The sequence below is a fragment of the Streptomyces sp. NPDC057280 genome, from assembly GCF_042668605.1.
Lineage (GTDB): Bacteria > Actinomycetota > Actinomycetes > Streptomycetales > Streptomycetaceae > Streptomyces.
Genome location: NZ_JBHUYR010000001.1, coordinates 855,146 through 868,780, shown reverse-complemented (window position 1 = coordinate 868,780; position 13,635 = coordinate 855,146). Strand labels below are relative to the sequence as shown.

At 71.3% G+C, this 13,635-nt stretch carries 13 protein-coding genes; 5 read left to right on the top strand and 8 right to left on the bottom strand.

All coding sequences use genetic code 11. From position 1 onward, the window contains the following. On the bottom strand, positions 1-927 hold the full coding sequence (locus tag ACFUO4_RS03930) for a carbohydrate ABC transporter permease (protein ID WP_383479648.1): 927 nt from the start codon (positions 925-927) through the stop codon (positions 1-3). A gap of 19 nt (positions 928-946) precedes the next feature. Continuing rightward, positions 947-1,912 carry a carbohydrate ABC transporter permease gene (locus tag ACFUO4_RS03925; RefSeq protein WP_079308930.1) on the bottom strand — a complete coding sequence of 322 codons (966 nt, stop codon included), beginning with the start codon at positions 1,910-1,912 and terminating at the stop codon, positions 947-949. A 167-nt stretch (positions 1,913-2,079) separates the two neighbouring features. On the opposite strand from ACFUO4_RS03925, the gene ACFUO4_RS03920 reads away from it, so the two are divergent. Together ACFUO4_RS03920 and ACFUO4_RS03915 are read left to right on the top strand one after the other, a co-directional pair. Next, the gene (locus ACFUO4_RS03920; protein WP_079308929.1) at positions 2,080-3,243 is read left to right on the top strand and encodes an ROK family transcriptional regulator; all 1,164 of its coding nucleotides are present in this window, start codon (positions 2,080-2,082) and stop codon (positions 3,241-3,243) included. Between the two features lie 137 nt (positions 3,244-3,380). Next, entirely contained in the window at positions 3,381-3,545 is a 165-nt protein-coding gene (locus ACFUO4_RS03915; protein WP_165951053.1) for a hypothetical protein, read from the top strand. 72 nt (positions 3,546-3,617) lie between these two features. On the opposite strand, the gene ACFUO4_RS03910 is transcribed toward ACFUO4_RS03915, so the two are convergent. The 3 genes from ACFUO4_RS03910 to ACFUO4_RS03900 form a co-directional block, all read right to left on the bottom strand. Next, complete coding sequence (locus tag ACFUO4_RS03910; protein ID WP_383479645.1) at positions 3,618-4,997, bottom strand: S1 family peptidase; 1,380 nt, start codon at positions 4,995-4,997, stop codon at positions 3,618-3,620. A gap of 111 nt (positions 4,998-5,108) precedes the next feature. Then, complete coding sequence (locus tag ACFUO4_RS03905) at positions 5,109-5,930, bottom strand: SAM-dependent methyltransferase (protein WP_383479643.1); 822 nt, start codon at positions 5,928-5,930, stop codon at positions 5,109-5,111. Positions 5,931-5,981: 51 nt separating this feature from the next. Then, complete coding sequence (locus tag ACFUO4_RS03900; RefSeq protein WP_383479641.1) at positions 5,982-7,025, bottom strand: hypothetical protein; 1,044 nt, start codon at positions 7,023-7,025, stop codon at positions 5,982-5,984. Between the two features lie 90 nt (positions 7,026-7,115). Between ACFUO4_RS03900 and ACFUO4_RS03895 the strand changes: the two genes are divergently transcribed. Next, positions 7,116-7,496: a PPOX class F420-dependent oxidoreductase gene (locus ACFUO4_RS03895; protein WP_383479639.1), complete on the top strand. Its 381-nt coding sequence runs from the start codon at positions 7,116-7,118 to the stop codon at positions 7,494-7,496. Positions 7,497-7,559: 63 nt separating this feature from the next. Here ACFUO4_RS03895 and ACFUO4_RS03890 read toward each other — a convergent pair whose 3' ends face one another. The 3 genes from ACFUO4_RS03890 to ACFUO4_RS03880 form a co-directional block, all read right to left on the bottom strand. Continuing rightward, positions 7,560-10,325, bottom strand: a complete 2,766-nt coding sequence (locus tag ACFUO4_RS03890; protein WP_383479637.1) for a hypothetical protein — start codon at positions 10,323-10,325, stop codon at positions 7,560-7,562. 165 nt (positions 10,326-10,490) lie between these two features. Further along, positions 10,491-10,904, bottom strand: a complete 414-nt coding sequence (locus ACFUO4_RS03885) for a Zn-ribbon domain-containing OB-fold protein (RefSeq protein ID WP_079308970.1) — start codon at positions 10,902-10,904, stop codon at positions 10,491-10,493. 169 nt (positions 10,905-11,073) lie between these two features. Further along, entirely contained in the window at positions 11,074-11,829 is a 756-nt protein-coding gene (locus ACFUO4_RS03880; RefSeq protein ID WP_383479635.1) for a TetR family transcriptional regulator, read from the bottom strand. Positions 11,830-12,060: 231 nt separating this feature from the next. Between ACFUO4_RS03880 and ACFUO4_RS03875 the strand changes: the two genes are divergently transcribed. After that, a complete protein-coding gene (locus ACFUO4_RS03875) occupies positions 12,061-12,888 on the top strand; it encodes a hypothetical protein (protein WP_383479633.1) in 828 nt (275 codons plus the stop codon). A gap of 60 nt (positions 12,889-12,948) precedes the next feature. Next, positions 12,949-13,611, top strand: a complete 663-nt coding sequence (locus ACFUO4_RS03870) for a peptidoglycan-binding protein (protein ID WP_383479631.1) — start codon at positions 12,949-12,951, stop codon at positions 13,609-13,611. The last annotated feature ends 24 nt before the right edge of the window (positions 13,612-13,635 follow it).

Sequence of the window (13,635 nt, the reverse complement as noted above, 5' to 3'; positions counted from 1 at the left end):
TTACTTGACGCCGGTGAAGCTGATGGTGCTGACGATGCGGCGCGCGAAGACGCCGAAGAGCAGCAGCATGGGAAGGGCCGCGATGAGCGTGGCCGCCATCAGGCCGGACCAGTCGTAACCGGTCTGCGGGGTCTGCGCCCGGAAGATGGCGAGCGCCACGGTCAGCACCCGCGAGCTGTCGCTGTAGGACACCATCAGCGGCCAGAAGTAGTCGTTCCAGGAGGCGATGTACGTCAGCACGCCGAGCGTGAGGATCGGCGTGGACGCCATCGGCAGCATCACCCGGAAGAAGATCCTCACCTTTCCGGCGCCGTCGAGCAGGGCGGCCTCCTCGACCTCGCGGGGTACGTTCATGAAGAACTGCCGCAGGAAGAACACCGCGAACGGCGTCATGAACATCGTCGGCAGGGCGATGCCCAACAGGTTGTCGATCAGGCCGAGTTGCTTGATGAGCACGAAGTTCGGCAGCAGCGTGAAGATGGTCGGCACCATCAGCCCGGCCAGGAAGAGCCCGAAGACCTTGTCCCGGCCGCGCCAGCGCAGCCGGGCGAAGGCGTAGGCGGCCATGGCGGAGAAGAAGATCTGGCAGACGGTGATCAGGGTCGAGACGACGACCGAGTTGATCAGATAGCGCCAGAATTTCAGCCCGCCGCCCGCCCCGCCCTGGGCGATCGCCTCCTGCGCGGACTGCAGGCCCAGCGCCCGTTCGAAGCCGCCGGTGGTGAAGTCGACGGGCAGCGGGTCGCCGGGGTGGGCGGCGAGCGCGGTGTTGGAGGACAGCGCGGTGCGCAGGATCCAGTAGAAGGGCAGCAGGGTCACGAGCACGATCGCGGCCATCACCACCCAGGCGGCGATCCGGCCCACGGAGGGGCGGCGCCTGAGCGGTCGTACGGACACGGGACTCGTCACGGCGGTCGCAGCGGCCATGTCGGTGTCTCCCCTCTCCTCAGCCGAGGTCGGTCTGGCCGGCGCGGGTGATCCGGTACTGGAGCACGGTGATCGCGCTGAGCACCACGAGCAGCGCCACCGACATCGCGGAGGCGTAGCCGAACTGGAAGCGGCCGAAGGCGGAGCCGTAGATGTAGAACTGCAGGACGTTGGTGGCGTTCGCGGGACCGCCGTTGGTCGTCACGGCGACAGTGTCGAACACCTGGAACGATCCGATCACCGTCATGATCAGCACCACCGCCAGGACCGGGCGCAGCAGCGGCAGGGTGATCCGCCAGAACATGCGCCACTCGCTCGCGCCGTCCACCTTGGCGGCCTCGTACATGTCGTTCGGGATGGCCTGGAGTCCCGCGAACAGCAGCAGCGCGGTGTAGCCGACATGCCGCCACACGTTGATCAGCGCGATCGTCGGGATCGCCCACGTCTGGTCGTTGAGGAACGGGATGCGATCGAAACCGAGGCCCGCGATGATCTCGTTGCCGATGCCGAGCTGGGTGTCCAGGACCCAGAGCCAGACGATGCCCGCGACGACGTTCGACATCAGATACGGCGTGAGCACGATGCCGCGCAGCACCGCCGACTGGGTCAGTCGCTGGAGCAGCACGGCGATGGCGAGCGCCGACACCGTCTGCACCCCGATGTTGATGACCACGTAGACGACGGTGACCCGCAGCGAGTCCCAGAAGATCGGGTCGTGGACCATCCGGTCGTAGTTGTCGAGACCCACCCACTCCGCGGGCGTGAGCAGGTTGAAGCGGGTGAAGCTCAGATAGATGCCCCGCAGCGTCGGCCAGAGCAGGAAGACCAGGAAGCCCAGCAGCGCCGGTGCGAGGAACACCGCGGCGAGCCGGCCGTCCCCGCCGCCCTCCCGGGCTCTCGCCTTCCGAGTCCTCGGTGTCGTCCGTACGCCCTCGGCGCCACCCACGGGGAGGCGCGACGGAGGGCTGCTGGAGGCGATGGTCATCGGGAGACTCCCTCGTCTGCGGCGGCTCGTCCTCGGCCACTTACTTTTGTGGCGAAAGAATGAGGGCGTCAAGGGGCGTGCATGTATCTTTTCTCGGCCATCGACTGCGTCTAGAGTGGCCACATTGCTTCCATCGTGAAAGAAATAACCGGGGGATACTGATCGCCATGACCGCAGCAGCCGCCAGCTGGCACCCCCTGAGTCCCGGTGAGCGCTCGGTGGCGATCGAGGTGCTCGTCCACGGGCCGCTGTCGCGCACCGAACTCGCGCGTCGCCTCGACCTGTCCGCGGGCAGCCTCACCCGGCTGACCAAGCCGCTCATCGAGTCCGGGCTGCTGATCGAGGTCCCCGAGGCGGGCGGCCCCGCCGGGGTGCGCCAGGGCCGCCCCTCGCAGCCGCTCGACGTCGTCGCCGACTCCCGTTCCTTCATCGGCTTCAAGGTGACCGGTGACATGGTCTACGGCGTCGTCACCACCCTGCGCAGCGAGATCGTCGCCCGCCACGACCGCGCCCTCACCACCCACGACCCCGCCGAAGTCGCCGACGTGCTCGCGGAGATGGCCGACGAGCTGTCCCGAGCCCACCCCTCGCGGGTCGCCGGGATCGGCGTCGGTGTGGGCGGGCTGGTCCAGGAGCGTGCCGTCGTGGGTGAGTCACCGTTCCTGGACTGGCGGGACGTCCCGCTCGCCGAACTCGTCGAGGACCGCACGGGGTTGCCGGTCGTCGTGGAGAACGACGTCGCCGCGCTCGTCGAGGCGGAGACCTGGTTCGGCGCCGGCCGCGGCCTCGAGAGGTTCGTCGTGCTGACCATCGGCGCCGGCATCGGCTACGGACTCGTGCTGAACGGGCGGCGGGTGCCCTACGCCGAGGAGGACCGGGGCTTCGGGCGCCACTGGATCGTCACCCCCAACGGCCCGCTCACCCCCGAGGGTGAACGGGGCAGCGCCGTCTCCCTGTTGGCCATCCCCAGCATCCGCTACCAGGTGCGGGCCGCGACCGGGCGCGACCACAGCTACGAGGAGATCCTCGCCCTCGCCGCCGCGGGCGAGGCCATGCCGGCCCGGGTCGTCGACGAGGCCGCGCGGGCACTCGGCACCCTGATCGCCCAGATCGCCAACTTCGCGATGCCGCAGAAGATCCTGCTCGCCGGTGAGGGCGTGGGCCTGATGGACGTGGCCGGCAAGGTCGTGGACGACACGATCCGCGTCCACCGGCACCCGCTCGCCGCGCCGATCGACCTGGAGACCAAGGTGTCCGACTTTCACGACTGGGCGCGCGGAGCGGCGGTCCTGGCCATCCAGGTCCTGGTGCTCGGCAGCGCGGAAGCGTGAGTTCCGCCACGTCTGAGCTGCGTGAACTCCCTGACCGGGGCGGACAGATGGACGTGATCAGCAACACGGTCCGAAATGTCCGTATTGCTCGTACTTACTCACGTGGCCTTCACGTCAGGGCCCGTATGCTTCACATCATGTCCACCAGTGTTGAACCCGCCTCCGACAGGTCGGCTGACGAGGTCAACGAGGAGATCCGGGCCCTGTGGTTCCGGTCGGGCGGGACACTGAGCGGCGAGCAGCGCGAGGAGTACCAGCGGCTCGTCCTGGAGTGGGCCGCCGCGGCCCCCCAGCCGGCCTGACATCCAGCCTCGGAAGACACTCAAGGCCACCTGAGGCACCCGTGTCCACGGGTGCCTTTTCCCTGTCCGGCGTCACCCCCAGGTCGCCGAGTAGTACCGCTGGTACGCCTTGCGGTCCTGCTCCGCCCGGATGTACCGGGTCGCCACCAGCGCGATCAGACTGCCCCCGACGACCAGCAGCCCCGGGCCGACGTTCCGGGTGTCCGTGAGCCGGGCCAGCAACGTCTCACCCTCCGCGCCACCGCTCGTCGCGGGCGCCGACGACCCCGGCGTGGCCGCACCCGGAGCGGCCGCGCCCTGGGGGGCGGAGGCGGACGGAGTCGGTGCCGTGCTCTGCTGCCCGCCGCCCGCGGGAGCCGACACCAGCAGCTGCACCCCGAGCTGGTTCAGCGCCGCCGTCACCGGCTGGAAGAACGTCGTACCGCCCGACGTGCAGTCACCACTGCCACCCGAGGTGATACCGAGCGCGATCCCCTCCGAGAACAACGGGCCACCGCTGTCCCCGGGTTCGGCGCACACGTTCGTCTCGATCAGCCCGGTCACCGTGCCCTCGGGGTAGTTGACCGTCGCGTTGAGCCCCGTCACCTGACCGTCGCGCAGCCCGCTGGTGCTGCCGCTGCGGAACACCCGCTGCCCGACGGCCGGATCGGCCGCGCCGGTGATCAGCACACCCTTGCCGCCGCCCACGGACACCACCGCCGCCCCGTCGCCCGCCCGGATGCTGTCGTACTTGACCAGGGAGAAGTCGGCGCCGGGGAAGTTCTGCACGGTCGTCTCGCCGAGCTGCGTGCGGCCCCGGTTGTCCGCGAACCAGACCGACCCCGTGGGCCCGCAGTGCCCGGCGGTGAGGATGAAGTCCTGCTGTCCGTCGGTCACGTTGAAGCCCGCCGAACAGCGCCCGCCCGTCGACAGGATGGGCTGTGCGCCGTTGATGCGCGGGGTGAAGGTGCCCTCGGTGCGCTCCATGCGCACGAAACGGCCGATGCCCTCGGCGACTTCGGTGAGCCGCTTCCAGTCGGCGGCGGAGACGGTGCGGTCGGCCCGTACCACCACCTCGTTGGTCCGGTAGTCGACGGCCCACGCCGTCCCGGCCACCCGGGGTGCCGAACGCAGCGTCCCCGTGGCCGACTTGAGCTGGTCCATGCTGTGCGGGACGACCTTCGCCGTGGCACCCGCCTTGCGCACCTCGGCGGCGGCGTCCTGGTCGGTGACGGCGACGACCTCGCGGCCGTCGTCCCCGATCCAGCTGCCCGCGGTACGGGAGGTGCCCAGCCGTGACACCAGCTCGGTGCCGGTCTGCGCCGCGGACGCCGCGGTCGTACGGGGAAAGGCGGAGGGGCCCTCGGGTTCGCTCGCGACGGCGCGGGTGACCATCGTGCCGCCCAGCAGGAGTCCGCCGACCGCGGCCAGCCGTGTCACTCGCCGGACCATCCGTCGTCGTGCGTGCCTCATGCATGGCTCCCGAACCCCGAACGTGCGGCGGCAACACCGCGGGGCCTCGGGGAAGTCGAGTGCCCTCCCTTCATACGCGCTCCACGGCTGCCGTGTTCACCACGACGGGGATCACTTCTTGCGGCCGACTCCGCCGTAGAGCGCCACCTCGGCCGGCTCGGACCCGTCCGCGCCCTCGGCCCGCCACCGCGAGCACGACACCACGCCCGGCGCCAGCACCTCCAGACCCTCGAAGAACCGCGCCACCGCGTCGGGTGTGCGCTGGGTCAGCCGGGGCGTGCCGTGCGCGTTCCAGAACTGGACGGCCGCGTCCACGTCGGGCATCGCCGGGTGGATGACGGTGTGCGACAGGACGAGGTGGCTCCCGGCGGGCAACGCGTCCACGAGGCGGCGGACGATGCCGTACGGGTCCTCGTCGTCGTCGATGAAGATGACCACGCCGAGCAGCATCAGCGCGACCGGGCGGGTGAAGTCCAGTGTGACGGCGGCCCGTTGGAGGATCGCGTCCACGTTGCGCAGGTCCTCGTCGAGGTGGTCGGTGCGGCCCTCGGGCGTGCTGGTGAGCAGGGCACGGGCATGGGCCAGGACGAGCGGGTCGTTGTCGACGTAGACGACCCGCGCGTCCGGGGCGAGACGCTGGGCGACCTCGTGCGTGTTGTCCGCGGTGGGCAGGCCGGTGCCGATGTCCAGAAACTGCCGTACGCCCGCCTCGGCGACGAGATGGCGCACCGCGCGGCCCAGGAACTGACGGTCGGCCCGGGCGTACTCGTCGATGGCCGGGTGGAGTTCACGGATGCGGTCGCCCGCCACCCGGTCCACCTCGTAGTAGTCCCCGCCGCCCAGCCAGTAGTTCCAGATCCGCGCCGTGTGCGGCTGCAGTGTGTTGATCCGGCCGCGCAGGGACGCGGCGGCGGTTGGCGAGTGGTCCGTCACGGGGCTCGGTTCTCCTGGAGTGCCTGCTCGGATACGGCGTCAAGGCGCAATCTAGACCGCGAAGTTGACGTCTGCCGAGACTGCGGGGGCAACTCCGTCCACCGGGCCCGGCGAGAGCACCGCCCAGCTGCGCTCGTCGCCCCACACCGAGGTCCGCCCCACATAGGGGCGCAGCAGGGCCACGAGCACCGGATCGACATGGCCGCCCAGCACGTCGGAGGCGATTTTGCGGGCGATCCCCGCGAGGAAGTCGGCCAGTTGGATCCGCGGATCCCACCGCGCCTGGACCAGTTCCATGCCGTCGAATCCGACGCCGGCCCGCATCGCCTGCTCCTCGATCCAGGCGATGCGCTGCTCGGTGAGCATGTTCTGCCGGTCGTGCACCACCCGCACCGTCCGCCCGCCCGCGCTCCAGTGCGCGACGGTGTGCACGACGGCGGGCAGCAGCGGATTCAGTACCGGGATGAGGGGCGGCCCTTCGAGCAGCCGCGCCCGGTAGGCGTCGGCGCGGGGCCGGGCCGCCGTGAGCCGCTCCAGGACGTCCGTCCGGGGACCGGCGGACCGCAAGACGTCCACCGTACGGAAGAAGCCGTCGACGGCATCGTCCGCCGCCCCGTCGAGCCGCACCCGCAGCAGCCGGTTGGCGGCGTCGAGGAAGTCCCGCCATCGCTCCGCGCCGACCAGCGGCCGGTCCTCCCGGTACAGGACGAGCGCTTCGGTGCCGTCACCGAGCAGCAGGTCGACGGTCCGGTGGACGACGAAGTACGCCTTCTCGGTGAGATGGACATGGGCGTGGCCGTCGATCGGACCCGAGGGCGAGAGCAGCCACTCCAGGACGTCCCGGTGCTTCTCCCGCAGCAGATGGCCCGCCTTGTACTCGGTGGCGGGTGAGCGGATCCGGTCCCGGACCTCCTGGACGTACGCGGCGGCGAGCTTCACCGGCAGGGACACACTGCCGTGCGCGAACACATCGGTGTTGCCGCGCGTCAGGTTCTCGCCGTCCGACCCCGACTCGTCGCAGACGACTTCCAGCGGGCCCCGTACGTCGTGCTCGGCATTCCAGGTCACGCAGAAGCCCCCTGTCCGGTCCGTCATGACCAGCATCCCTCGGACGAAACAAGAGGTGAACCGAATTGTTCATGTGCCCTGGCGGCGGCCCCCACGCCCGCTGCCTAGACTCCCGCCATGAGTCACACACCGCTGGACCGGCTCGGTGCCGGGAAGTACCTGCTGATCACCAGCTACCGCAAGAACGGCACCCCCGTCCCCACCCCGGTGTGGGTGGTACGTGACGGGGACGCCCTCGGGGTGTGGACGGTCGCCGACTCCTGGAAGGTCAAGCGGATCCGGAACCGGGCCGACGTCCTCGTCGGCCCCTGTGACCTGCGCGGCAACCCGACCGGCGATCCGGTACCGGCCACCGCCGAGATCTGCGACGCCGAGACCAGCGCCCGGTACCGCACACTGATCGCACGCAAGTACGGCATCATGGGCCGGCTCAGCCTCCTCGGCAGTCGGCTGCGCCGGGGTGCGGAAGGCACCGTGGGCCTCCGCATCACCCTGTGACGACCGGAAAAAGGGGGGCACGGACCGACTCGTCCGTGCCCCCCTCGGGTGTGTGCGGCCCCGTTACGAGGCGTCCAGCACCGTCCCGGTCAGCACCGGGCGGTCGGGCAGCGGCTCGGCGTCGTCGTCGGTGAGCGCGAGACGCATCGACTCGGTCGGCTCGGCCACCTGGTCCCGGATGGTCACGACGTCGAAGTCCGTGCTCAGGTGTCCCGCCGGGATGTTGAGCCACACCCACAGGTTCGCCCGGGACAGCGGCCGCTCGGGGTCCGGCACGTCACCGGAGTAGTCCAGGAGCCACTGCGGGTCCACGTCCTTCGTGGACAGCTCGGCCCCGTCCGCGACCGGCAGCACCCGGACCGGCGTCCAGATGTCCACGGCCGCGGGCTCGGCCAGCGACAGCCGCCACGTGAGCGTCCCGCCCTCGGTCACCCGGTCGGTGACCGGGGCCAGGGTGATCACCGGTTCGGGGTCGTCGTTCTGGACGGTGATCCCGCCGCGGTGCGCGCCCACGACGGCGCCCCGCACCGCCTTGACCGCGATGTCGTGCTGTTGGTCGTAGTCGAAGGTGGTGTCCCCCTTGACCTCGACGGGTACGTCGATGGCGGTGCTGCCGGGGCGCATGGTCACCAGCTTCTCCGTGCCGATGCCGGTTTCGGGGTCGAGCACGTACACCCGGACCTGGCCGCTGCCGTGCCCGGAGATCCGGACCGGGACGCGGTAGGTGACGGTGCCCGAGTCGCCCTCCTTGACGACCGTGCGGCCGACGTCGACACGGGGCAGGGCCGCCGCCGTGACCGCCGGGGTACCGGGGGCCCAGCCCCAGGCGTCCATCAGCCAGGCCTGCCCCGAGCCGGAACGCGGGGTCAGCGCGAGGGACTTGACGTGCCCGAGGTCGAGTCCCGCGCGGGTCGCGGCGGTGAGCGGTACGCGTACCTCGCGCGCCCAGTACGAGGCGGTGCGGTCGGTGCCCGGCAGGCCGTCCACCTGGACGCGGCCGAGACCGGCCGTGCGGCCGGCGGCGTCGGTGACGGACACGTCGAGCTTGGTGCCGGTGGTGTTCGGCGGCACGAAGACCCGCAGTGCGAGCTTCTGCGAACCGGCCAGGGACAGCGGCTTGTCCGGGGTGACCCGCGCCGCGGTGCCCGGCGCCGACCACTTCAGGTCGACCGCGCGGCGACCCTTCTCCCGCCCGGTCTCCCACCACGCGAAGTGCGGCGACGCCCCCTTCGTGTCGGCGGGCAGACAGGCCGCGGCGGGATCGGGGTCGATCGCCGAGCACAGCCGGGCGCCGGTCACCGTGACCGGGCCGTCCGGCAGGAAGCCGCCCGCACGCCGGCCGCCGACCGCGTGGGTCAGCACCCGTGCCGGGTCCGCGGACGGGGCCCGCTTGCCGGAGCCGTCCAGCAGCGGACGCACCTTGTCGTCGCCCGCGAGGAACAGCCGTGCCGCGGCGGCGATGTAGGTGGCGCCCGCCTTGTGCTGCTGATCGGCGGTCAGCCGGGTCGCGGTGCCCGGGTCGCACACCGGGTCGGGCCGCTCCTCGTCCTTGCCGAAGTCGTCCCAGGCGGGCGCCTTGGCCTGGCCCGGGGTCCACTCGCTGTTGAAGTAGTTGTGGTTGGCGCCGACCACGTAGACCGCGCTGTGCAGCGCGCGGCCGCGGCTGATCCCGCGCGTCCCATCGGTGAACACCTCGCCCTGGAGGTCCGACACATCGCCGTCGCAGCCCGGCAGCAGCGTCACGGACGGCACGTCCGCCACCGGATTCTGGCCGAAGATCGTCGGTCCGATGAGCACGGTCCCGCGTACCTTCCAGCGCACCGGACCCCGATAGCCGTCCTGGGCGGCGGGCGCCGGGTACAGGCTGTCCATGGCGGCCCGGTTGACGCCCTCGCCGCCGCGCGAGTGCCCCACCAGCAGGACGCGGGACAGATCGGCCTTCGCCCCCTGGCGCACGGCGGCCGGGGCGGTGTTCGGCCGGGCGGCCCAGTCGGCCCAGTGGGCCAGGTGCAGGCGCACCAGTGAGGAGCGCGCCTGGGCGCCGGCGTCGTCGGCGTCCGCGTCCTGGGCGTTGATGCCGTTCGCCGAGACCGACACCGTCACATAGCCCTGGGAGGCCAGGAGCCGCTGGTCGCGCAGGTAACCGAGGTGGCTGGGGACCGGCTTGTAGCCGTTCGCACAGGGCCAGTCGCCGGTCACGTCGTCCTCGGAGCCCGGCTTGTAGCAGGTGTAGTGGCGGCCGTGCAGGAACAGCGCGAGCGGCCGGGCGCCGGTGGCGCCCTTCGGGGCCACGACCTCGGCCCGCATCTCGATCGGCTCCTTGTAGCCGGGCAGCCGCACCGAGTCGAGCTTGTACTCCCCGCTGACCGTGCGGTACGCACCGGGCCTGCCGGGGTCGACGGAGTTGGCGGGCAGTGCGGCCGGCCGCTGCGGAACGGCCCCGGAGACCTTGCCCCGGTGGCTCGTAGCCGCGTCCAACCGACGTCCGCCGGCCGTCACCTGAAGGTCGGTCAGACCTCCGGCGGCTTCGGCCAGGTCCAGCCGGAAGGTGCGCCCGTCCTTCGCCGGCCGGGGCACCCCGAGCAGCCGGTCCCCGGCCCGGAACTCGACGCGGGCGTCTCCCATGGGGACGGGCTTCGAGGCGCGCCAGATCAGTTCCCGCGCCGGCCCTTCCCCGTCGATCCGCCACCCTGGCGGCAGCCCGTTCTCCCCACTCGCACTTGACACCCCCGCATCAGGCGCCTGTTGCGCCTGCACCGGTCCGGGCGAGCCCACCAGGGCCGCCAGCACCGCCACGGCGGTCACACATATTCGCCGGGCACGGATCAAGTCCCTCTCCTCAAAACCCCGAGCGCAGGCGTCCCGTCGGTCCCGGGAGCCTCTCGCGCCTCAGAGGACGGGCGAGGAAGACCTGTGGGTTGTCTGTGTGAGGGGAGGAAAACCGCCGAACGATGCGATCAAGCCAGCGAAGAGCGGCCGGACTTGCTCCGACCGTCAGGTCCAGGCGCGGTAGGGCTCGTCGAGCAGCTGGAAGACGGGCTCGCCGCGGACGGGGTCCTTGGCCGTGGACAGCCGTACCCGGTCGCCGCTGTGGATGCCGATGGGCGGGCCCATGACCCGGCCGCGGACGACGAAGCCCTCGGCCATCTCGATCATCGACACGTTGCGGGCGGCGGGGGTGTTGCGGTGCACCACGGTGGAGTGCCGGACCGTCCCGACCCCCTCGCTGCGCTCCGTGCGCAGGTCGCTGCCCTGGCAGACCGGACACAGCAGCCGGTGGTACATGGCGGTGCCGCACCAGTTGCAGCGCTGGAAGACCATGGCGTTCTGGTCGGGGGCCGCGGGTTCGAGGACGGCCGCCGCGGCACCGGATGACGGATGAGCAACGCTTCCTGAGTAGTGGTACACGCTGGTCAACTCCCTGCGCTCGACCGGAATCCGCCGTGCGCGGGTCACCCGGGCACGGACGTGCGCGGCGCTCCGTGCCACCGTGCACATCCGCAGCGTATGGCACTCAGTGTCATCCGTAAAGGCACTCGGTACCCCAGAATTTCGGTGGCCGGTCGACTCGGCCGGGTCAGCCCTGTCCCGGCTCGCGCCCCAGCGTGGCCTCGATCTCCTGGACGACCCGCCACAGCGGCGCCCGGCGGCGGGAGACGAGGACCACGACATCCTCGGAGTCGTCGGACGGTCCGGGGCCGGCGGGTGCGGGGGACGGGCCGAAGGCCGACTGGACGTAGCCGAGCGCGTGGTCCATCTCCGTGCCGACGTCGCCCTTGCCGTCCGAGCGCAGCCACGACCGCAGCGCGTTGTTGTGCGCCGCGGCGACGGCCGCCGCGATCACGTCGGCCCGGAGCGAGCCGTCGCGCCGCCCGGCGAGGCGGCGGCGCAGATACTCCGCGAACGCCCGCTCGTAGCGCCACACCACGGACAGCTCGTACGCGCGCAGGCCGGGGACCTTCTTGGTGAGCCGGTAGCGCTGCACCGAGAAGGTCGGGTTCTCGGTGTACATCCGCAGCACCAGCCGGACCGCCTCGCAGACCCGCAGCACCGGGTCGTCCGCGTCGTCGCCGGCCGCGAGGAAGTCGGTGACGTCGGCCAGGGAGCGCTCGTGGTCGGGGAAGACCACGTCCTCCTTGGAGGGGAAGTAGCGGAAGAACGACCGCCGGCCCACGCCGGCCAGCGCCACGATGTCGTCGACCGTGGTCTGCTCGTACCCCCGCTCCAGGAACAGCTGGAACGCCGCCGCGACCAGGGCGTCCCGCATGGGCGGCTTGGCGGCCGCCGTTTCCGTCTTCTCGCCGCGCCGGGGCGCCGCGCTGCTGGAGCTCATGGACGGGAACGTAGCACCGGTACGTCCCGAATGGCACTCAGTGCGCTCAGGATGGGGGACTGAGTGCACTCGGGGTGCGTTTGCGTCTGGGGGCCCGACGACCTCGCGCCGACGTCCACGAGGACGACGGCAGGCCTGTGACCTGGCGATCCGGCATTTTGTTCGACGGTCGCCCGCCGCATACGATCGCCTCCCGCCGTCGGCGGGGAGACACACCGAGGAGAAGCCCGCATGCCCCGCATTCTCTACGTCACCGACCTCGCCTACGAGGCCCGCGGGCGGCGGTACTGCGACGAGGACATCTTCCTCACCTCACGGCTGCGCGCGGACTTCGATCTCGCCCTGTGCAACCCGCGGGACGCCGTGGCGCTCATGGACGCCTTCGACGCAGTCGTCATACGCAACAGCGGCCCGGTGCTCACGTACCAGGAGTCCTACGACGCCTTCCGCGAGCGCGCGTCGGCGACCGGAGCGCGCGTCTACAACCCGCTCTGCGGCAAGGCCGACATGGCGGGCAAGCAGTACCTGCTCGACCTCCACGCGGCAGGTCACCCCGTCATCCCCACCGTCGACCGCGCCGAGGACCTGCACCGGCTGCCCGACACGGACCGGTACGTCGTCAAGCCGAAACTCGGCGCCGACTCCATGGGCCTGAGGATCGTCCCGGCCGACGAGGCACGCGCCCTCGCGACCGGGGACGTCCTGGTCCAGCCCTGCGTCGACTTCGCCTACGAGGTGTCCTTCTATTTCGTCGACCACGACTTCCAGTACGCCCTCTACGCCCCGCACCCCGACCGGCGCTGGCAGCTGGAGCCCTACGAACCCACCGCGGAGGACTTGGAGTTCGCCCGCCGGTTCATCGACTGGAACACCCTCGACCACGGCATCCAGCGCGTCGACGCCTGCCGCGCCCCTGGCGGCGAACTGCTCCTGGTCGAGCTGGAGGACCTGAACCCCTATCTGTCACTGGAGGTGCTGGCGGAGGGGACGAGGGACGCCTTCGTCACCGCGGTGAAGACGTCCCTGCACCGGTTCCTGGAGGCCGGCAGGTCGGGATGAACTCCCGAGTCGTCCGACCCGTATCCCTACGTGAAGCACGGGGGACGGAAGGAGCACCACGTGTCGACAACGCCCGAGCCCGGGCAGCCGGACGACCGGTCGGTCCTCGAACCGATCCGTGTGCTGCGCCCGCGCCGCACGGACGCCCTCGCCGAACTCATGAAGGACATGCCCCCGCGCGTCACCGGCTTCGAGTCCGTGGTGATGCCGCGACGACTGTCCGACGACGAGGACTTCGGTGCGCAGAGCGCGACTCAGCAACTGCCGCCCGTCCGCGGCGGCTTCGGCTTCGGTCCCGGTCTGCGCCGCGCCGCGATCGTGGTCGCCGTCAGCGCCGCGGCCCTGGTCGGCTTCGGCTGCGCCCTGCTGCTCCCGGGCCGGGCCGACGGCGCCGCCGCACCCGCCCCGTCCCCCTCGCCCTCCACCGCGCCGGCCTCGCCGACCGCACCCGCCATGACCGCACCCGCCACGACCGACCCGGACGGCGCCGGCACCCTGCGCGAAGGCGACAGCGGCCCCGAGGTGACCGACCTCCAGCAACGCCTGCTGCGCATCCCGAACGTCTACGAGAACGGCTCCACCAACGGCACCTACGGCCCCGACCTCACCGAGGCCGTCGCCCGATTCCAGCTCTGGTACGGCATCCGCGGCGACGAGACCGGCGTCTACGGCGACGACACCCGCCGCGACCTGGAATCCAGGACGACCACCGGCGGCGGCTGACTGCGGCGCGGGACCTGTCGAACG